The organism is Citrobacter sp. wls710, assembly GCF_005281115.1.
In the GTDB taxonomy this organism is placed as follows: domain Bacteria; phylum Pseudomonadota; class Gammaproteobacteria; order Enterobacterales; family Enterobacteriaceae; genus Citrobacter; species Citrobacter werkmanii.
Genome location: NZ_SZXD01000011.1, coordinates 106,894 through 126,628, shown reverse-complemented (window position 1 = coordinate 126,628; position 19,735 = coordinate 106,894). Strand labels below are relative to the sequence as shown.

Annotated in this window: 16 protein-coding genes, 1 tRNA gene and 1 other RNA gene; 15 read left to right on the top strand and 3 right to left on the bottom strand. The window is 52.2% G+C overall.

Annotated elements, in window-relative coordinates; genetic code table 11:
* Positions 1-201: 201 nt before the first annotated feature.
* The 10 genes from eptB (at position 202) to FDX14_RS04785 (ending at position 10,023) form a co-directional block, all read left to right on the top strand.
* Positions 202-1,896 carry a kdo(2)-lipid A phosphoethanolamine 7''-transferase gene (eptB, locus tag FDX14_RS04830; RefSeq protein WP_042311709.1) on the top strand — a complete coding sequence of 565 codons (1,695 nt, stop codon included), beginning with the start codon at positions 202-204 and terminating at the stop codon, positions 1,894-1,896.
* 92 nt (positions 1,897-1,988) lie between these two features.
* A tRNA-Pro gene (locus FDX14_RS04825) sits at positions 1,989-2,065 on the top strand.
* A gap of 32 nt (positions 2,066-2,097) precedes the next feature.
* Positions 2,098-2,231: non-coding RNA, RtT sRNA (locus FDX14_RS04820), on the top strand.
* A 582-nt stretch (positions 2,232-2,813) separates the two neighbouring features.
* The gene (locus FDX14_RS25130; RefSeq protein ID WP_162267364.1) at positions 2,814-3,050 is read left to right on the top strand and encodes a hypothetical protein; all 237 of its coding nucleotides are present in this window, start codon (positions 2,814-2,816) and stop codon (positions 3,048-3,050) included.
* The gene (gene dppA / locus FDX14_RS04815) at positions 2,965-4,572 is read left to right on the top strand and encodes a dipeptide ABC transporter periplasmic-binding protein DppA (protein ID WP_038635147.1); all 1,608 of its coding nucleotides are present in this window, start codon (positions 2,965-2,967) and stop codon (positions 4,570-4,572) included. The genes FDX14_RS25130 and dppA overlap by 86 nt, the downstream gene beginning before the upstream one ends.
* A gap of 166 nt (positions 4,573-4,738) precedes the next feature.
* Positions 4,739-5,758: a dipeptide ABC transporter permease DppB gene (gene dppB / locus FDX14_RS04805; RefSeq protein WP_032940634.1), complete on the top strand. Its 1,020-nt coding sequence runs from the start codon at positions 4,739-4,741 to the stop codon at positions 5,756-5,758.
* 9 nt (positions 5,759-5,767) lie between these two features.
* On the top strand, positions 5,768-6,670 hold the full coding sequence (gene dppC / locus FDX14_RS04800) for a dipeptide ABC transporter permease DppC (protein WP_042311715.1): 903 nt from the start codon (positions 5,768-5,770) through the stop codon (positions 6,668-6,670).
* A 10-nt stretch (positions 6,671-6,680) separates the two neighbouring features.
* Positions 6,681-7,664 carry a dipeptide ABC transporter ATP-binding protein gene (dppD, locus tag FDX14_RS04795; protein ID WP_137349102.1) on the top strand — a complete coding sequence of 328 codons (984 nt, stop codon included), beginning with the start codon at positions 6,681-6,683 and terminating at the stop codon, positions 7,662-7,664.
* Entirely contained in the window at positions 7,661-8,665 is a 1,005-nt protein-coding gene (gene dppF, locus FDX14_RS04790) for a dipeptide ABC transporter ATP-binding subunit DppF (protein WP_137349101.1), read from the top strand. Before dppD ends, dppF begins: the two co-directional genes overlap by 4 nt.
* A 176-nt stretch (positions 8,666-8,841) precedes the next feature.
* Positions 8,842-10,023 carry a sigma-54 interaction domain-containing protein gene (locus FDX14_RS04785; protein WP_137349100.1) on the top strand — a complete coding sequence of 394 codons (1,182 nt, stop codon included), beginning with the start codon at positions 8,842-8,844 and terminating at the stop codon, positions 10,021-10,023.
* A gap of 14 nt (positions 10,024-10,037) precedes the next feature.
* Here the strand turns inward: FDX14_RS04785 and FDX14_RS04780 are convergent, their stop codons facing one another.
* Together FDX14_RS04780 and megL are read right to left on the bottom strand one after the other, a co-directional pair.
* Complete coding sequence (locus tag FDX14_RS04780; RefSeq protein ID WP_042311726.1) at positions 10,038-11,336, bottom strand: aromatic amino acid transport family protein; 1,299 nt, start codon at positions 11,334-11,336, stop codon at positions 10,038-10,040.
* A gap of 117 nt (positions 11,337-11,453) precedes the next feature.
* The gene (gene megL / locus FDX14_RS04775; protein WP_061380953.1) at positions 11,454-12,650 is read right to left on the bottom strand and encodes a methionine gamma-lyase; all 1,197 of its coding nucleotides are present in this window, start codon (positions 12,648-12,650) and stop codon (positions 11,454-11,456) included.
* 105 nt (positions 12,651-12,755) lie between these two features.
* Here megL and FDX14_RS04770 point away from each other — a divergent pair, with 105 nt between their 5' ends.
* The 5 genes from FDX14_RS04770 (at position 12,756) to FDX14_RS04750 (ending at position 18,574) form a co-directional block, all read left to right on the top strand.
* Entirely contained in the window at positions 12,756-12,989 is a 234-nt protein-coding gene (locus FDX14_RS04770; RefSeq protein ID WP_137349099.1) for a hypothetical protein, read from the top strand.
* 85 nt (positions 12,990-13,074) lie between these two features.
* Positions 13,075-13,182, top strand: a complete 108-nt coding sequence (locus tag FDX14_RS04765; protein ID WP_042311730.1) for a type I toxin-antitoxin system toxin Ldr family protein — start codon at positions 13,075-13,077, stop codon at positions 13,180-13,182.
* A gap of 225 nt (positions 13,183-13,407) precedes the next feature.
* On the top strand, positions 13,408-15,414 hold the full coding sequence (gene hmsP, locus FDX14_RS04760; protein WP_072014793.1) for a biofilm formation regulator HmsP: 2,007 nt from the start codon (positions 13,408-13,410) through the stop codon (positions 15,412-15,414).
* Between the two features lie 157 nt (positions 15,415-15,571).
* Positions 15,572-16,858 (top strand): C4-dicarboxylate transporter DctC, encoded by a 1,287-nt coding sequence (gene dctA, locus FDX14_RS04755; RefSeq protein WP_006687518.1) that lies wholly within the window; start codon positions 15,572-15,574, stop codon positions 16,856-16,858.
* A 222-nt stretch (positions 16,859-17,080) separates the two neighbouring features.
* Positions 17,081-18,574, top strand: a complete 1,494-nt coding sequence (locus tag FDX14_RS04750) for a M16 family metallopeptidase (protein ID WP_137349098.1) — start codon at positions 17,081-17,083, stop codon at positions 18,572-18,574.
* Positions 18,575-18,666: 92 nt separating this feature from the next.
* On the opposite strand, the gene kdgK is transcribed toward FDX14_RS04750, so the two are convergent.
* Positions 18,667-19,596 carry a 2-dehydro-3-deoxygluconokinase gene (gene kdgK / locus FDX14_RS04745; RefSeq protein WP_061380955.1) on the bottom strand — a complete coding sequence of 310 codons (930 nt, stop codon included), beginning with the start codon at positions 19,594-19,596 and terminating at the stop codon, positions 18,667-18,669.
* Positions 19,597-19,735 lie beyond the last annotated feature (139 nt).

Sequence of the window (19,735 nt, the reverse complement as noted above, 5' to 3'; positions counted from 1 at the left end):
GGTCTGATTAATACCTGGCGCATATATTTACAAAAATATATGCGCCATTTGCATTCTCTATAAGCACTTTTCTTCCCTCCTGTGGTCTACTTACCCGCGCCCGTAGATATTTCACCTCTGCTGTTGTCGCATTTTTCCCCTGTAAAGTCTGTTTGGCCGCTGCGCAGGGAGTTTTTATCCCGATCCCCAGGGTTTGTTTGCATGAGATACATTAAGTCGATGACGCAGCAGAAACTCAGTTTCTTGCTGGCAATCTATATCGGTTTGTTTATGAACTGTGCTGTATTTTTCCGTCGTTTTAGCGGATATGCGCACGAATTCACCGTCTGGAAAGGACTCTCTGCGGTTGTTGAATTAGCCGGCACTGTGCTGGTGACCTTCTTTTTATTACGGCTTCTCTCTTTATTCGGTCGACGGGCCTGGCGTGTGCTGGCCACCTTTGTGGTGCTGTGTTCTGCCGGCGCCAGCTATTATATGACCTTCCTGAACGTGGTTATTGGCTACGGTATTATTGCCTCCGTCATGACCACGGATATTGATTTATCGAAAGAAGTGGTTGGCTGGCATTTCATCGTGTGGCTGGTTTCGGTCAGTATTATCCCATTGGTGTTGATCTGGAGTAACCGCTGCCGCTATACCCTGATGAGACAGATTCGTACGCCGGGCATGAGATGGCGTAGCGTGGCGGTGGTGTTACTGGCAGGTCTGATGGTGTGGGTGCCGATTCGCCTGTTGAGTATGCAACAGAGAAGCGTTGAACGGGAAACCGGCATCGATCTACCCAGCTATGGGGGGGTTGTGGCGAACTCTTATTTGCCGTCAAACTGGCTCTCGGCGTTGGGACTGTACGCCTGGGCGCAGGTGGATGAGTCTTCAGATAACAAATCGCTAATGAACCCGGCCAAAAAGTTTACCTATGTTGCGCCGAAGAACCTCGACGACACCTATGTGGTGTTTATCATCGGCGAAACCACCCGCTGGGATCATATGGGGATTTTTGGCTACGAGCGAAATACCACGCCAAGGCTCGCCCAGGAGAAAAATCTGGCCGCGTTCCGGGGGTATTCCTGTGATACGGCAACCAAACTTTCTCTGCGCTGCATGTTTGTCCGTGAAGGTGGGGCGGAAGAAAATCCGCAGCGAACCCTCAAAGAACAAAACGTTTTTGCCGTGCTTACTCAGTTAGGGTTCAAGACAGACCTTTACGCAATGCAAAGCGAGATGTGGTTTTACAGTAATACCATGGCGGAGAACATCTCCTACCGTGAGCAGATCGGCGCTGAGCCGCGTAACCGTGGCAAAAACGTTGATGACATGCTGTTGATTCCCGAGATGCAGCAGTCTCTGCAGCAGAACGATGACGGTAGTAAGCACCTGATTATTCTGCATACCAAAGGCTCGCATTTTAACTATACGCAGCGCTACACCCGTGAATATGCACAGTGGAAGCCGGAATGCGTCAATGTTGATAGCGGCTGCTCAAAAGCTGAGATGATCAACTCATTCGATAACTCGGTAACCTATGTGGATCACTTTATTACGCAAGTGTTTGATCAGCTGCGCGATAAGAAAGCGATAGTGTTCTACGCCGCCGATCACGGTGAGTCGATTAACGAGCGTGAGCACCTGCACGGGACGCCGCGTAAAATGGCGCCGCCAGAGCAGTTCCGCGTTCCTATGCTGGTGTGGATGTCTGACAAGTATCTGGAAGATCCCGACCATGCGAAGGCGTTCGCACATCTGAAGCAAGAAGCTGATATGAAGGTGCCGCGTCGTCATGTGGAGCTATACGACACTATTTTAGGTTGCCTCGGTTATACCTCGCCAAATGGCGGTATCAACGAGAATAACAACTGGTGCCGTATTCCGGACGCGAAGAAGGTTGCAGCCCAGTAACGAAGGCTGCTGACTTTCTCGCCGATCAAATGGCATTTTGATGCTAAGGGATTGACGGGCGCGCTGCTGAGCAGTAAGATGCGCCCCGCATTCGGTGATTGGCGCAGCCTGGTAGCGCACTTCGTTCGGGACGAAGGGGTCGGAGGTTCGAATCCTCTATCACCGACCAAATTAGAAAAGCCAGCCTTCGGGCTGGCTTTTTGCTTTCCGGAATTGACGAGGATGAGAACCTCCGGGGGCAAGAGGTTCGACTCGAGCGTAGCGAGAGAACGTTGCGTCAGCAACGGCCCGCAGGGCGAGCCACGCAGTGGCGAGTAATCCTCTATCACCGACCAAATTCAAAACCCTGCTCGATGAGCAGGGTTTTTGCATTTGTAGGCCTGATAAGCGCAGCGCCATCAGGCAATTCGGGAGGCATCGCCGGATGGCGTCGCAGGTGCCTTATCCGGCCTACAGGCTTAGTTTCATCCCGGCGTGTATGGTGTTATTCCAAACCCACCTTTGACCTTCATTTTGCCTACAAAAATTGTGCGCCACTTCCCACTGACTGTTAACGATTCTGTGACATATTCCATTGCCTTTTTTTATATTTGCATGAAACTTTTTTTGCGCTACTTATGGCTGAACCTGGCATTTTCCGCTGTGCGTTTTAACGTTCATGGTATTAATCGCTCAGATATGCAGCATTAATTTAGAAAGTTTTAAGAATTTGCATAAATGTTAATCACCAAATGTTGCGAAATATTAAGAAGTTTATTCTGGCACAGAGCGCGTAGCACAAATTTCCCTGCTGAAAATAGCCGTCTGCACTTTTTTTAATCTTTGTTTGTCAATTCTCACCGTTGGTGTAAATCACGGTTACCTGTATTGACGTTTTCACATTCTGTTGACAGATTGTAGGGCATGAGGGGCATTTCATGGAGAATCCGCACTGCAACTCAGTCGCTTATGTGAACGGAATCCCCATCCTCTTAACGCCGACCCGGCCGGGTAAAAAACAAAAAAGGCCAGGCGGTGCAAACCCACTGCAAAGGGTAAAACAACAAACATCACATTTGGAGCAGAAGAATGAGTATTTCCTTGAAGAAGTCAGGGATGCTGAAGCTTGGTCTGAGCCTGGTGGCCATGACCGTCGCAGCAAGCGTACAGGCTAAAACTCTGGTTTATTGTTCAGAAGGATCTCCTGAAGGCTTTAACCCACAGCTTTTCACCTCTGGCACCACCTATGATGCCAGCTCCGTACCGATCTATAACCGCCTGGTTGAATTCAAAATCGGTACCACCGAAGTGATCCCGGGCCTTGCTGAGAAGTGGGAAATCAGCGAAGACGGTAAAACCTACACCTTCCACCTGCGCCAGGGCGTGAAGTGGCAGGACAACAAAGATTTCAAACCGACGCGCGATTTTAACGCCGATGACGTGGTGTTCTCGTTCGATCGTCAGAAAAATGCCCAGAACCCGTACCACAAAGTCTCTGGCGGCAGTTATGAATACTTCGAAGGGATGGGTCTGCCAGATCTGATCTCCGAAGTGAAAAAAGTGGATGATAAAACCGTTCAGTTCGTACTGACGCGTCCGGAAGCACCGTTCCTGGCCGATCTGGCGATGGACTTCGCTTCTATTCTTTCTAAAGAATACGCGGACAACATGCTGAAAGCCGGTTCCCCGGAGAAAGTAGACCTCAACCCAATTGGTACCGGTCCGTTCCAGCTGCAGCAATACCAGAAAGACTCCCGTATTCTGTATAAAGCTTTCCCTGGCTACTGGGGTACTAAGCCGCAGATCGACCGTCTGGTCTTCTCTATTACGCCTGATGCTTCCGTGCGTTACGCCAAACTGCAGAAGAATGAGTGCCAGGTGATGCCGTATCCGAACCCGGCAGACATCGCGCGCATGAAGCAGGATAAAAACATCAACCTGATGGAGCAGGCTGGTCTGAACGTGGGCTACCTCTCTTACAACACCGAGAAGAAACCGTTTGATGACGTTAAAGTTCGTCAGGCGCTGACTTATGCGGTAAACAAAGAAGCGATCATCAAAGCCGTTTACCAGGGCGCTGGCGTAGCTGCGAAGAACCTGATCCCGCCGACCATGTGGGGTTATAACGATGACATTAAAGACTACAGTTACGATCCTGAGAAAGCGAAAGCGCTGCTGAAAGAAGCCGGTCAGGACAAGGGCTTTACCGTTGAACTGTGGGCAATGCCGGTACAGCGTCCGTACAACCCGAACGCGCGCCGTATGGCGGAGATGGTTCAGGCTGACTGGGCGAAAATTGGCGTTCAGGCCAAGATTGTGACCTACGAGTGGGGCGAGTATCTGAAACGCGCCAAAGCGGGTGAGCATCAGGCCGTTATGATGGGCTGGACCGGTGACAACGGGGATCCGGATAACTTCTTCGCCACCCTGTTCAGCTGTGCGGCAGCGAAAGACGGTTCAAACTACTCTCGCTGGTGCTACAAGCCGTTTGAAGACTTGATCCAGCCAGCGCGTGCCACCGACGATCACAACAAGCGTATCGAACTGTACAAACAAGCTCAGGTTGTTATGCACGATCAGGCTCCGGCTCTGATTGTTGCTCACTCCACCGTGTACGAGCCAGTGCGTAAAGAAGTTAAAGGCTATGTGGTTGATCCATTAGGCAAACATCACTTCGAAAACGTCTCTGTCGAATAATTAAAAGCAATCAAGGAAGCGCTGCGCCCCGGTGTTGTGTAGGCCGGATAAGCGCAGCGCCATCCGGCGTAATGCTTTACCCGCGATGCAGTTTGCGTGGGATAAGATTTGTGAGCAATACAGACTCACGGTTCCAGGCCGTGCGTCATTAGAGAGAATCCGGGTTATGTTGCAGTTCATTCTCCGACGTTTGGGACTCGTCATCCCCACGTTTATCGGTATCACTCTTCTCACTTTTGCCTTCGTCCATATGATCCCCGGCGATCCGGTAATGATCATGGCGGGTGAGCGTGGGATCTCCCCTGAGCGTCATGCTCAACTGCTGGCCGAACTTGGTTTGGATAAACCGATGTGGCAGCAGTACCTCCATTATATCTGGGGGGTTATGCATGGTGATTTAGGTATCTCGCTGAAAAGTCGTTTACCTGTGTGGGATGAGTTCGTGCCTCGTTTTAAAGCCACGCTGGAACTTGGTGTCTGCGCGATGATTTTCGCCGTCGCAGTGGGTATTCCGGTGGGTGTGCTTGCCGCCGTTAAGCGCGGTTCCATTTTCGATCACACCGCCGTTGGCCTGGCGCTGACCGGTTACTCGATGCCGATTTTCTGGTGGGGCATGATGCTGATCATGCTGGTTTCCGTGCAGTTGAACCTGACGCCGGTTTCCGGCCGGGTGAGCGACATGGTATTCCTTGATGATTCCAACCCGCTGACCGGTTTTATGCTGATTGACACCGCTATCTGGGGTGAAGAGGGTAACTTTATTGATGCGCTGGCGCATATGATCCTGCCCGCGATGGTGCTGGGTACCATTCCTCTGGCGGTAATTGTGCGTATGACTCGTTCATCAATGCTGGAAGTACTGGGTGAAGATTACATTCGTACCGCCCGTGCCAAAGGCCTGACCCGTATGCGCGTCATCATCATTCACGCTTTGCGTAACGCCATGCTGCCCGTTGTCACCGTTATCGGCCTACAGGTTGGTACGTTGCTGGCCGGGGCGATCCTGACCGAGACTATTTTCTCATGGCCTGGGCTGGGACGCTGGTTGATCGATGCGTTACAGCGCCGCGATTATCCGGTGGTACAGGGCGGGGTGCTACTGGTCGCGACGATGATTATTCTCGTCAACCTGCTGGTAGACCTGCTGTACGGCGTGGTGAACCCGCGTATTCGTCATAAGAAGTAAGGGGCCATCATGTCACAGGTTACTGAAAATAAAGTTATTGCCGCACCGGTGCCGATGACCCCGATGCAGGAGTTCTGGCACTATTTCAAGCGCAATAAAGGCGCGGTTGTCGGGCTGGTTTATGTTGTCATCATGATTCTGATTGCGGTCTTTGCGAATGTTCTCGCCCCGTATAATCCGGCTGAGCAGTTCCGTGATGCGCTGCTGGCACCGCCTGCGTGGCAGGAAGGCGGCACGATGGCGCACCTGTTTGGTACTGACGATGTGGGCCGCGATGTGCTCTCGCGTCTGATGTACGGCGCGCGTCTGTCGCTGCTGGTCGGCTGTCTGGTCGTGGTTCTCTCCCTGCTGATGGGGGTCATTCTCGGGCTGATCGCCGGCTACTTTGGCGGGATTATCGATAACGTTATCATGCGCGTGGTCGATATCATGCTGGCGCTGCCGAGCCTGTTACTGGCGCTGGTGCTAGTGGCGGTATTTGGCCCCTCGATTGGCAACGCCGCGCTGGCGCTGACGTTCGTGGCGTTACCGCACTATGTGCGCCTGACACGCGCCGCCGTACTGGTGGAAGTCAACCGCGACTACGTTACCGCTTCGCGCGTGGCGGGAGCCGGTGCGATGCGCCAAATGTTCGTCAATATTCTGCCTAACTGTCTTGCGCCGCTGATTGTTCAGGCATCGCTTGGTTTCTCTAACGCTATTCTCGATATGGCTGCCCTCGGCTTTCTGGGGATGGGCGCACAGCCGCCTACGCCGGAATGGGGCACCATGCTCTCTGACGTTCTGCAGTTTGCCCAAAGCGCCTGGTGGGTCGTGACCTTCCCGGGGCTGGCGATCCTGCTGACGGTGCTGGCATTTAACCTGATGGGTGACGGTCTGCGTGACGCGCTCGATCCCAAACTGAAGCAGTAAGAGGTTCGAGATGGCGTTATTAAATGTAGATAAATTATCGGTGCACTTCGGCGACGTAGGCTCCGAATTCCGCGCCGTAGACCGCATTAGCTACAGTGTGAACCAGGGTGAAGTGGTTGGCATTGTGGGAGAGTCCGGCTCTGGTAAGTCTGTCAGTTCGCTGGCGATTATGGGGTTGATTGACTACCCTGGCCGTGTGATGGCCGAAAATCTGGAGTTTAACGGTCGTGACCTGAAGCGCATCTCTGAGAAAGAGCGTCGCCAGCTTGTGGGCGCGGAAGTGGCGATGATTTTCCAGGATCCGATGACCAGCCTTAACCCGTGCTACACCGTCGGCTATCAGATTATGGAAGCCATCAAGGTGCATCAGGGCGGCAATAAAAAAACGCGCGTTCAGCGGGCGATTGACCTGCTGACGCTGGTGGGGATCCCCGATCCGGCTTCGCGTCTGGATGTGTATCCGCACCAGTTGTCCGGTGGGATGAGCCAGCGCGTGATGATCGCGATGGCGATTGCCTGTCGTCCGAAGTTGCTGATTGCCGACGAACCGACGACGGCGCTGGACGTGACCATTCAGGCGCAGATCATCGAGCTGCTGCTGGAGTTGCAGCAAAAAGAGAATATGGCGCTGGTTTTGATTACCCACGACCTGGCGCTGGTGGCAGAAGCGGCGCACAAAATCATCGTGATGTACGCCGGGCAAGTCGTAGAAACCGGCGCTGCACAGGATATTTTCCGCGCGCCGCGTCATCCGTATACCCAGGCATTGCTACGCGCGTTGCCAGAGTTTGCGCAGGATAAAGCGCGTCTGGCCTCGTTACCGGGTGTGGTCCCAGGTAAATATGACCGACCGACGGGCTGTTTGCTGAACCCGCGCTGTCCGTATGCAACCGACAAATGCCGCGCTGAAGAACCTGAACTGAATCTGCTGGAAGGCAGTCGTCAGTCGAAATGCCACTACCCACTTGATGATGCCGGGAGGCCCACACTATGAGTACGCATGAGGCCACCTTGCAACAGCCGCTGTTGCAGGCTATCGATCTGAAAAAGCACTACCCGGTGAAAAAGGGCATGTTCGCCCCGGAACGCCTGGTAAAAGCGCTGGACGGTGTCTCCTTTACCCTCGAGCGCGGTAAAACGCTGGCGGTGGTAGGTGAGTCCGGCTGTGGAAAATCCACGCTTGGCCGCCTGTTGACGATGATTGAAGTGCCGACCGGCGGTGAGCTGTATTACCAGGGGCAGGATCTGCTCAAGCACGACCCGCAGGCGCAGAAGTTGCGTCGGCAGAAAATCCAGATTGTGTTCCAGAACCCGTACGGTTCTCTGAATCCGCGTAAGAAAGTGGGGCAGATTCTGGAAGAGCCGTTGCTGATCAACTCCACGCTTAGCAAAGAGCAGCGGCGTGAAAAAGCGCTGGCGATGATGGCGAAAGTCGGGCTGAAAACGGAGCATTACGATCGTTACCCGCATATGTTCTCCGGCGGCCAGCGTCAGCGTATCGCGATTGCCCGTGGTCTGATGCTGGACCCGGACGTGGTGATTGCCGACGAACCGGTCTCGGCGCTCGACGTTTCGGTTCGTGCGCAGGTACTGAATCTGATGATGGATTTACAACAGGATCTTGGACTGTCCTACGTTTTTATCTCGCACGACCTGTCGGTGGTGGAGCACATTGCCGATGAAGTGATGGTGATGTATTTAGGCCGCTGCGTGGAAAAGGGGACCAAGGATCAGATCTTCAATAATCCGCGTCATCCGTATACCCAGGCGCTACTCTCTGCCACGCCACGTCTGAACCCGGACGACCGCCGCGAGCGTATCAAACTGACCGGCGAGCTGCCGAGCCCGCTGAATCCGCCGCCGGGCTGTGCGTTCAATGCTCGTTGCCGCCGCCGCTTTGGTCCGTGTACCCAGCTTCAGCCGCAGTTGAAAGACTATGGCGGTCAGCTGGTGGCCTGTTTCGCCGTTGACCAGGATGAAAACCAACAGCGATAAACGTGGGTTATGACCTAATAACCGGAGCCTTGTGCTCCGGTTTTTTTATATTTTGTTTTTACGTCCACAATGTGAGTCCTCTGGCAGAACATTATTCCACAGCGTCTAAAATGTAGTCAGATTCCCTTTTGTCACAGAAATAGCGATTTCGCAGTTGCTAACGATCAGGAGCAAATGTGGTCACGATACGCTGGGATATTAAAACAATTGATCGTCTGTCGATGGTTGAGGATGTCCTGAAGGAGTTTTCCTGCTGTGATATCAATATCATCTCCATGAAAGTCACGCCGGGACGGATCCTGATTAAATCCTGGTGCCGCCAGTTACAGGATATTTCCTGCGTGCAATCCTGTTTAAGCCAGCGCGCCGATATTATTAACGTCGCTTACCTGTGTGAAGAGATAAGCGAACTGTCAACGTCCGAGCCGGAACGCCCGCGCTATTTCTCTGACATTATTTGCAGTAGCCAGAGCATGCGCTTGCTTATCGAAAAGGCGATCAGAATTGCCGACAGCAAATATACCGTTCTGATCCGCGGTGACACGGGAACCGGCAAGGAGTTACTGGCCCGGGCTATCCATAATTCCGGGCAGCGGCGGTTTTATCCGTTTATTCCGGTCAACTGCTCTGCATTACCTGAGTCGTTGATGGAGAGTGAATTCTTTGGCTATGAGAAAGGGGCCTTTAGCGGCGCAGATTGTAAAGGCAAAAAAGGGCTGTTTGAAATGGCTGATAAAGGCACCCTATTTCTCGATGAGTTTGGTGAAATGTCGCTGAGCTTACAGGCTAAATTACTGCGTGTGCTTCAGGATGGTGGGATCCGTCGCGTTGGCGGGGCACAAATTATACCGGTTAATGTACGTATTATTGTGGCGACCAACGCCAATCTGGAAGAGATGGTGGAACAGCGTCTGCTGCGTGCCGATCTCTATTATCGCATCAACGTACTTTCACTCACCATTCCTCCTTTAAGGGAGCGTCCGCAGGATATCACTCTGCTTATTCGCCACTTTGTGCAGAAGTACGCGAAGGAATTTCAGCGCCGGATAATCCTGGATAAAGCCTGTTTTGCGGCCTTGCACCATCACGCCTGGCCGGGAAACGTTCGTGAACTGGAAAATACCATTATTCGTCTGATGCTGATGGCGGAATCGGATGTCATTACCCTGGACGAACTGGGAATGGTGAATTTACCCGCGGTTGAGCAAGCCCCAACGGAACGCCCTTTTAAAGAACAGGTTCTTAGTGCTGAGCGTCAGCTCATCGAACAAATGGTCGAAGATAATGTGTCGTCGCGGCATATCGCTAAAGCGTTGGGGGTGTCGCATACGACGGTGTTGAATAAAATTCGCAGCTAGGCGCGTTAGACGGGTTATTCAATCAGCTTCAATAATGGCGACAGGCATAGCAGAATTCCGTACAGCAGGATCAGCCAGGTTTTAACGCCGCGCAATTTCTCCAGTTGCGTTACTTTATAGATCAGGAAAAAAGGAATAATACACGACACAATCCCGTACAGTGGGCTACCCAACTGGAAGAAAACCAGTACCGATACGCGGAACGACACCCAAATAACCAGGGTGATCACAATAAATGTGCAAATACCCAGCGTAAGCACTAACGGATTAATTTTCTCAACGTCAATGACACGACTCAGGACGTTAAGAATAATACCCTTAATCGCCTCATGGAACCCCAGGTAAATACCAAAAAACGCCGTTAATACGGCGAAGATATTCAGTACCGTTGAGGTGATATGAATAATTTGTCCTGGAATAACCTGCGCTGCCAACGCCAGGGCGGAAATATTTTGTTCAAAGGCCGAAACGGCCTCTTCATGGCTAATCGAAAAGGTAAAAGAGAAGGAGAAAAACAGAATAACCGCAATCAGCGTAATGTAACTGATGCGATGCGTGCGTATCGCCATGCGCGTCGCCAGTACCCGGTCAGCCACCCGTTTGCGATAAGCGATGTTCATTGGGTTTAATACCTGTATAAACACCGCAGAGAAGAAGCAGAACGGGATGGTCAACAGCACGTTGCGAAAGAAAACCGAGGCTTCAGGAAATGCGCTGATATTGCTAAAGTTCCAGTGCGGGACCATCGCAAAACCAAACACGATGATGATCCCCACTTTTACTACTACCATCGGACCGGAGATTTTGAACAGCAGCTTTTCTCCCCCGGAAGCAATGGCGACCAGCACGGCAAAAATGGCAACTTTGTAGATTATTGACTGCGAAAGGTCGGCCTCGGTCAAGCCAAAGGTTTTGATATAAGAGGCACTGTCAAATACTACGGATAAGGAATAAATAAATATACCATGAATAATCATCAGGAAGTAAATGACGCCAAGAAATACGCCCCAGTTTTTCCCCAAATAATGACTTATAATATCGGTATAGTCATTACAGGTTTCACTTTCTGATAATGTTTTTAAATAAATGTCCTGCACAATATAGGTTGCGGGATAAGCAATAATAAAGGCGACAATAAATACCCAAATACCAGTTAAGCCAATTTGTACCGGCATCAGTACCGTTCCGGCGCCAATTGCCATGCCGATACAGAGTAATACCCAGCCAAAATCGTATTTCGTGAACGGTATTTTTTTTGAGATTGGTACGGCGGTTGCTGTATTGTTGCTTAATTGTAATGTGTTGTCCTGCATAGAACCCCCTGCCCAAAATACACGCTCTCCCCGGAAAAGGATTGCGCGTATAGCCAGACTGTTGTGCCTTGATTCCCAACAGCCTGAACCGATCGGCGTCGGCTCAGGCTGTAGTGGTCAGAATGTTGCCTTTCTGATGGCGTGTTCAAGGTCGTTAATAATATCTTCTGGATCTTCAAGACCCACAGAAAGACGGATAAGCCCGTCGGTAATACCTGCTTTAAGCCGTTCCTCTGGCGCAACGGGCGAATGTGTCATAGACGCTGGGTGCTGAATGAGGGTTTCGGTATCACCGAGACTGACCGCGAGGAGGCACAATTCTACAGAATTGATCATCCGTCTGCCAGCCTCGAGGCCGCCGGCGATTTCGAAGCTAATAATTCCTCCTGGCAGACTCATCTGCCGTTGGCCCAGCTCATACTGCGGATGTGAAGAGAGGCCGGGATAATAAACGTGGGTGATGGACGGATGTCCTTCCAGGAAGCGGGCGATTTTCATCGCATTTTCGCAGTGACGTTCCATTCGAATGCCCAGTGTTTTAACGCCGCGCAGCGTCAACCAGGCGTTGAACGGACTCATGCAGCCGCCGGTGATATCTTTCAACCCAACAAACCGCGCCTGGTCGATAAACTCCTGCTTGCCGACGATAATGCCGCCAATCACATCCCCGTGACCGTTGATATATTTGGTGACGCTGTGCACCACGATGTCTGCGCCCAGTTGCAAAGGCTGCTGACAGTACGGCGACATAAAGGTGTTATCCACCACCAACACTGCACCTTGCTGATGGGCAATACCGGCCACCGTTTCAATATCAACCAATGAGAGCGTCGGGTTGGCGGGCGTTTCGATATACACCACTTTGGTTTCCGGGCGCATGGCGGCGCGAATTTCTTCAGGATTCGCCGCATCGACAAAGCTGACGTTAATCCCGAACTTCGGCATGCTGTGTGACAGAAACGCGTGGGTGCAGCCGTAAATTGCGCTGGCGGAAACGATATGGTCACCCTGCTGGCACAATGTCAGCAGCGTTGTGGTGATGGCAGAAATACCGGACGCGGTTGCCAGTCCAGCTTCACCTCTTTCCAGCACCGCCAGCTTTTTCTCCAGCGCATCGGTGGTGGGGTTACCCAAACGAGTATAAATGTACCCGGACTCCTCCAGCGCAAAGCGGGCGGCACCTTGTTCGGCGCTGTCAAACACAAACGTTGAAGTCTGGAAAATAGGCGTACTGAGCGCGCCAGTTGAAGGGTCGGGTTGTTGCCCCGCGTGAACGATCTGGGTGTTGAATCCGTAAGTACGACAGTCAGACATGATATCTCCTTTAATTCGGAACAGAACAGCTCACACTCAAATAGCAATCGCTGTGCCAGAAATTGAATTAATAGATATCAACGAGTTATGTATTTACCTGGGTTGATGGTCGGCAGGAATGTTGCCAACTGGCAAGAATCTTTCCAGCATCCTGGCGAGAAACGGGTGAAATGCGAGGCGCTACGCAAAGCGGAATATTGCGCGGTGATATGGCGAATGGGCTGCCGTAGAATCAGCGGCAAGCTGGGAATTCCCGGTGAGGCGCAATGTTGCGGGGGCTTGATCCCCGGCGGCATCGGTTGCTGGAAAGAGAAAACCCCCGCACGTTGTTCGGTATAAACCTGGCAACAAAACGGGGGCTAACTTGACTCCAGACAAGTTAAGAATAGCCGCGAACAGTTGCCATTGCAACACAGGCGGCTATATGACGCTCGCACAGTTAGGCGTGGCCTTCTGGCACGATTTAGCGGCTCCGATCATCGCTGGTATTATTGCCAGCCTGATTCTGAGCTGGCTGCGTAACAGGAAGTAATGCTCTTAGTGGGCGTCTGCCTACCGTGATGGCAACATGCGCCCGAACCAGGCCGCAGGGGTGACCTTGCGGCCTTTTTCGGCTTAAATGCAGATAAATCTCGTCGTCAGGTGCCTATCCTGTCGCGATAATGCACGCTGGGAAGTTTTCAGATACCGTCTCTCTTAATACCGCTACGATCGGGTATACTCTGACGGCAGTTTCGTCTATCCGTGGAGAGTCAGTTTGCGTGTCAGTCGCTCGTTAACAATTAAGCAGATGGCAATGGTCGCGGCCGTTGTCATGGTGTTTGTTTTCATTTTTTGCACCGTTTTGTTGTTCCATCTGGTACAGCAGAACCGCTATAACACGGCTACACAACTGGAAAGTATCGCTCGCTCCGTCCGTGAACCTCTTTCCGACACTATCCTGAAAGGGGATATTCCCGAAGCGGAAGCCGTTCTACGCAGTATTCGGCCAGCAGGCGTGGTCAGCCGCGCTGATGTGGTGCTCCCCAATCAGTTTCAGGCGCTGCGGATGAGCTTTATTCCCGAACGCCCGGTTCCCGTTACGGTGACCCGCCTGTTTGAGCTGCCGGTGCAAATTTCGCTGCCGGTCTATTCACTTGAGCGTTCAGCGAACCCACAACCGCTGGCGTATCTGGTGCTGCAGGCGGATTCGTACCGCATGTACAAGTTTGTGATGAGCACTCTCTCAACGTTAGTGACCATTTACTTACTTTTATCGTTAATACTCACGGTAGCCATCTCATGGTGTATTAACCGTTTGATTGTGCATCCATTACGCAAAATCGCTCGTGAGTTGAACGACATTCAACAGCAGGACCTGATTGGCTATCAACTGGCATTACCACGTCTGCATCAGGATGATGAGATTGGTATGCTGGTGCGTAGCTACAACCTCAATCAGCAACTCATCAAACGCCATAGCGAAGAGCAAAGCGACCATTCGATGCGCTTCCCGGTTTCAGAATTGCCCAACAAATCGTTTTTAATGGGATTGCTGGAGCAGGTAGTGACGCGTCAGCAAACGACGGCGCTGATGATTGTCACCTGTGAAACCCTGCGTGATACCGCGGGCGTGTTAACCGAAACTCAGCGAGAAATCCTGCTGCTCACGCTGGTCGAAAAACTGAAATCCGTATTGGCTCCCAGAATGGTGCTTACCCAGGTGAGCGGCTATGACTTTGCCATCATCGCGCATGGTGTAAAAGAGCCCTGGCATGCTATTACACTAGGTCAGCAAGTACTCACTATCGTTAATGAGCGGTTACCGATTCAGGGCATTCAACTACGTCCGAACTGCAACATTGGGGTGGCGATGTTTTATGGTGATTTAACCGCAGAGCAACTCTATCGCCGCGCCCTGTCCGCCGTGTTAACGTCGCGTCATAAAGGTAAAAACCAAATTCAGTTCTTTGATCCGTTGCAAATGGAAGAGGCGCAGCAGCGTTTAACCCAAGAGAACGATATTTTAACTGCTATGGATAACCAGCAGTTTGCGCTCTGGATGCAGCCCCAGGTAGAGATGTCCAGCGGCAAGGTATTGAGCGCAGAAGCATTATTGCGGATGCAGCAGCCGGACGGTAGCTGGGAGCTTCCGGAAGGGTTAATCGACAGAATTGAGTCCTGTGGTCTGATGGTGACAGTCGGTTATTGGGTGCTGGAAGAAACATGCCGCCAGCTGTCAGCCTGGCAGGAACGCGGTCTGATGCTGCCGCTCTCGGTGAATTTATCCGCTCTCCAGTTGATGCACCCAAGTATGGTGTCTGATCTGCTGGAATTGTTGACGCGCTATCGCATTAAGCCTGGCACATTGATTCTGGAAGTGACTGAAAGTCGGCATATTGACGATCCCCACGCCGCAGTGACCATTTTGCGACCGCTGCGCAACGCGGGCGTGCGCATCGCGCTGGACGACTTTGGCATGGGGTATGCGGGTCTGCGACAGCTACAGCATATGAAGTCGCTACCGGTGGATGTACTCAAAATCGATAAGATGTTTGTCGATGGTGTGCCCGAAGATTGCAGCATGATCTCCGCTATCATTCAGTTGGCACACAGCCTCAATTTGCAGATGATCGCCGAAGGCGTTGAAACGGAAGCGCAACGCGAATGGTTATCACAAGCCGGGGTGGAAGTGGCGCAAGGCTTCCTGTTTGCCCGACCCGTTCCGGCAAATATCTTTGAAGAACGTTACCTGGCACCGGAAAGCGCTGATTACAAAAGTTAAAAAAGGTCTCGCTTGTGCGAGCCAGCTCAAAATTTTTAACATTTTTGTATCAATTATGATCCAGGTGCATTTCTGTCATGTTGAGTGGGTGTTACTTTAAGGCCGCAGGTTAAACAAAACCTTACAAGACCTGTGGTTTTTACTTTAAGGACACCCTATGAAGACCTCTATATTCAAAAGCCTTTACTTTCAGGTCCTGACAGCAATTGCCATTGGTATTCTCCTTGGCCATTACTACCCTGAATTAGGCGCCCAAATGAAGCCGCTTGGTGATGCTTTCGTTAAGCTCATCAAGATGGTCATCGCACCTGTCATCTTCTGTACTGTCGTGACCGGCATTGCAGGTATGGAAAGTATGAAAGCAGTAGGCCGCACCGGTGCGGTTGCACTGCTCTATTTTGAAATTGTCAGTACGATTGCGCTGATCATCGGCCTTATCATCGTCAACGTGGTGCAACCCGGTGCCGGGATGAACGTCGATCCGGCAACGCTGGATGCCAAAGCGGTAGCGATTTACGCCGAACAGGCAAAAGACCAGGGGATCGTAGGTTTCCTGATGGACATTATCCCTGCGAGCGTCATTGGCGCGTTTGCCAGCGGTAACATCCTGCAGGTATTGCTGTTTGCGGTAATGTTTGGTTTTGCTCTGCATCGTCTGGGCAGCAAAGGCCAGATGATCTTCAACGTAATTGAAAGCTTCTCGCAGGTTATTTTCGGCATCATCAATATGATCATGCGCCTGGCGCCGATCGGTGCTTTCGGTGCCATGGCCTTTACCATCGGTAAATATGGCGTCGGAACGCTGGTGCAACTGGGGCAGCTGATAATCTGCTTCTACATCACCTGTATTCTGTTTGTGGTTCTTGTACTGGGCTCCATTGCTCGCGCGACTGGCTTTAGCATCTTCAAATTCATCCGCTATATCCGTGAAGAGCTGCTGATCGTACTGGGTACGTCTTCATCTGAATCCGCACTGCCGCGTATGCTCGATAAAATGGAGAAACTGGGCTGTCGGAAGTCGGTTGTCGGGTTGGTTATACCCACGGGGTACTCGTTTAACCTTGATGGAACATCAATCTATCTGACGATGGCGGCAGTATTTATCGCTCAGGCCACCAACAGTCACATGGATATCTTCCATCAGATAACCCTGCTGGTGGTGCTCCTGCTCTCCTCGAAAGGCGCAGCGGGTGTGACCGGGAGTGGCTTCATTGTTCTGGCCGCGACTATTTCTGCGGTGGGGCATTTACCGGTCGCTGGCCTGGCGCTGATTCTCGGTATTGACCGCTTTATGTCTGAAGCCCGTGCGCTGACCAACCTGATTGGTAACGGTGTTGCTACTGTAGTGGTCGCTAAATGGGTGAAAGAATTGGATACCAAAAAGCTGGATGACACGCTGAATAATCGTGCGCCGGATGGCAAAACGCACGATTTATCCTCTTAATCTCGTCACTTATGCCCGTAGTCCCTTCCAGGACTGCGGGTGTTTGCGCATAATTACCCCCTGTGCCTGAAACCGTCGATTCGGCGGCGTCGGGATTTTTTCACTTCCTCCGTGACATTTTCATGTTCTTGCGGTCTAACACGAAGTGTTTTTAACGTCATATTCAGAGAGCCCTTTCGCGGGCTGTCTTTTTATTACCAGGATAGTTGATCAGGGGTTCACATGCAGGGCACAAAAATTCGACTTTTAGCGGGCGGCTTGCTGATGATGGCTACTGCCGGCTATGTGCAGGCAGATGCGCTCCAGCCTGACCCGGCGTGGCAACAGGGCACGCTGGCAAATGGTTTGCAGTGGCAAGTGTTAGCCACTCCCCAGCGCCCCAGCGACCGTATTGAGGTTCGCCTGCTGGTCAATACCGGTTCACTCACCGAAAGTACGCAACAGAGTGGTTTCAGCCATGCGATCCCGCGTATCGCGCTGACGCAAAGCGGTGGCCTCGATGCCACGCAAGCCCGTTCATTATGGCAGCAGGGGTTCGATCCTAAACGCCCCATGCCGCCCGTTATCGTTTCCTATGATTCCACGCTATATAACCTCAGTCTGCCTAACAGCCGTAACGATCTGCTGAAAGAGTCACTTTCTTACCTGGCGAATATTTCCGGCAATCTGAGCATCACTCCTGAAACGATCAACCACGCGCTGAGTAGCGAAGATATGGTCGCAACCTGGCCGTCCGATACCAAAGAGGGGTGGTGGCGCTACCGTCTGAAGGGCTCAACCCTGTTGGGGCACGATCCAGCCGATCCGCTGAAAACGCCTGTCGACGCCACGAAAATCCAGTCCTTCTACCAGAAATGGTATACCCCGGACGCGATGACGCTGATTATCGTTGGTAATGTAGATGCGCGCAGCGTAGCTGAGCAAATCAACAAAACCTTTGGCGAGTTAAAAGGAAAACGCGAAACACCTGCGCCGGTGCCGACGCTTTCGCCGCTGCGTGCGGAAGCCGTGAGCATTATGACCGATGCGGTACGTCAGGATCGCCTTTCCATCATGTGGGACACGCCGTGGCAGCCAATCCGTGAATCTGCCGCGCTGTTACGCTACTGGCGCGCTGATTTAGCCCGTGAAGCGCTGTTCTGGCATATTCAGCAGGAACTGACCAAAAACAATGCCAAAGATATCGGCCTTGGATTTGATTGTCGGGTCCTGTTCCTGCGTGCCCAGTGCGCTATCAACGTGGAATCGCCGAACGGTAAGCTGAATGCGAACCTCGGTACGGTTGCGCGTGAGCTGGCGAAAGTGCGTGATAAGGGCCTGCCGGAAGAAGAGTTCAATGCGCTGGTCGCGCAAAAAAATCTGGAACTGCAGAAACTGTTTGCCACCTATGGCCGTACCGATACCGACATTTTGATCAGCCAGCGTTTGCGCTCGCTGCAAAATCAGGTGGTGGATATCGCGCCTGAACAGTATCAGCGTTTACGCCAGAGCTTCCTCAACAGTCTGAACGTTGAGATGCTGAATCAGGATCTGCGCCAGCAACTGTCGCAAGATATGGCGTTAATTCTGCTGCAGCCGAAGGGGGAGCCTGAATTCAATATGAAGGAACTGCAGGCGACGTGGGATAGCATTATGGCACCCGTTACCGCAGCGGCAACGCCGGTAGAAACGGATGAGTCACATTCTGAAGTGACGGATATCCCGCCGGTACAGTAACCTCCAGGCCGGATAAGGCGGTTACGCCGCCATCCGGCCTTGGGTGGGTATGCCGGGGGCGCTTCGCTTGCCCGGCCTACAAGAACAACACGTTATTGCGGCATAGCGTCGCGTGGGATAATCGCCCCGCGATGCTGAATCACCGTGCTTGCCGTCAGGTGACCGCGTTTTGCGGCATCGGCGGCATCGCCACCGGTCAGACGTACCGCCAGATACCCAGCGCTGAAGGAATCTCCCGCAGCGGTGGTATCAATCACTTTCTCTTTCGGCAATTTAACGGCCGGGACGTCGATTAGCGCTTCGCCCTCGATAGAAACCAGGCAAGAGTCTGCGCCGCGCTTCACTACCACTTCCTGGACGCCAGCCGCGTGCGTACGGGCAATTACCTCGGCTACAGGTCTTTCACCCCACAACGCGTCCTCATCATCCAGCGTCAGGAACGCGATATTGGTGCATTCCAGCATCTGCTGATAAACCTGCTGCGTTTCTTCTTTGCTGCTCCACAGGCGTGGGCGGTAGTTATTGTCAAAAATAACTTTTCCACCGTTAGCGCGGCATTCACGCAGTAACGACAGCAGTTTGTCACGGCTGGCCGGGCTTAAAATCGCCAGGCTGATTCCGCTCAGATACAAATAGTCAAACGTCGCCAGCTCTTCGCAAATAGCGGCGGACTGTTCGCTCTCCAGCCAGAATTTTGCTGCGGCTTCATTACGCCAGTAATAGAAGGTACGCTCGCCGGTGCTATCGGTCTCAATGTAGTAGAGTCCCGGCAGGCGGTTTTCCATACGCTGGGTTAATGAGGTGTCAACATTTTCACTCTGCCAGGATTCGAGCATTTGTTGGCTGAAACTGTCAGTACCCAGTGCAGTCACATAGTGTACGGAAAGTGCCGCCGCATCGACCTGGCGGGCGATATAAACGGATGTATTCAACGTGTCGCCACCGAATCCGCGCTGAACGTCAGCGCCTTTCTGTGACAGCTCAATCATGCATTCGCCAATCACGGCAATCTTTCTGGACATAGTCGTAACCTGCTCTGAAAAAAATTAGCGTTAGTGTGCGCTGTGGGTGTTAAGTGGTCAACTATATTAAAACAACGTTCCATTATTTTTTTGAGCCAGCACGTGTTCTGCGCTGTTTTTGCCGCTTAGTTTTTATTTT

Coding starts and splice junctions, on each gene's coding strand:
- eptB (WP_042311709.1), top strand. CDS start 202: ATGAGATACATTAAGTCGATGACGCAGCAGAAACTCAGTTTCTTGCTG.
- FDX14_RS25130 (WP_162267364.1), top strand. CDS start 2,814: ATGGAGAATCCGCACTGCAACTCAGTCGCTTATGTGAACGGAATCCCC.
- dppA (WP_038635147.1), top strand. CDS start 2,965: ATGAGTATTTCCTTGAAGAAGTCAGGGATGCTGAAGCTTGGTCTGAGC.
- dppB (WP_032940634.1), top strand. CDS start 4,739: ATGTTGCAGTTCATTCTCCGACGTTTGGGACTCGTCATCCCCACGTTT.
- dppC (WP_042311715.1), top strand. CDS start 5,768: ATGTCACAGGTTACTGAAAATAAAGTTATTGCCGCACCGGTGCCGATG.
- dppD (WP_137349102.1), top strand. CDS start 6,681: ATGGCGTTATTAAATGTAGATAAATTATCGGTGCACTTCGGCGACGTA.
- dppF (WP_137349101.1), top strand. CDS start 7,661: ATGAGTACGCATGAGGCCACCTTGCAACAGCCGCTGTTGCAGGCTATC.
- FDX14_RS04780 (WP_042311726.1), bottom strand. CDS start 11,336: ATGCAGGACAACACATTACAATTAAGCAACAATACAGCAACCGCCGTA.
- megL (WP_061380953.1), bottom strand. CDS start 12,650: ATGTCTGACTGTCGTACTTACGGATTCAACACCCAGATCGTTCACGCG.
- FDX14_RS04770 (WP_137349099.1), top strand. CDS start 12,756: ATGGTCGGCAGGAATGTTGCCAACTGGCAAGAATCTTTCCAGCATCCT.
- FDX14_RS04765 (WP_042311730.1), top strand. CDS start 13,075: ATGACGCTCGCACAGTTAGGCGTGGCCTTCTGGCACGATTTAGCGGCT.
- dctA (WP_006687518.1), top strand. CDS start 15,572: ATGAAGACCTCTATATTCAAAAGCCTTTACTTTCAGGTCCTGACAGCA.
- FDX14_RS04750 (WP_137349098.1), top strand. CDS start 17,081: ATGCAGGGCACAAAAATTCGACTTTTAGCGGGCGGCTTGCTGATGATG.
- kdgK (WP_061380955.1), bottom strand. CDS start 19,596: ATGTCCAGAAAGATTGCCGTGATTGGCGAATGCATGATTGAGCTGTCA.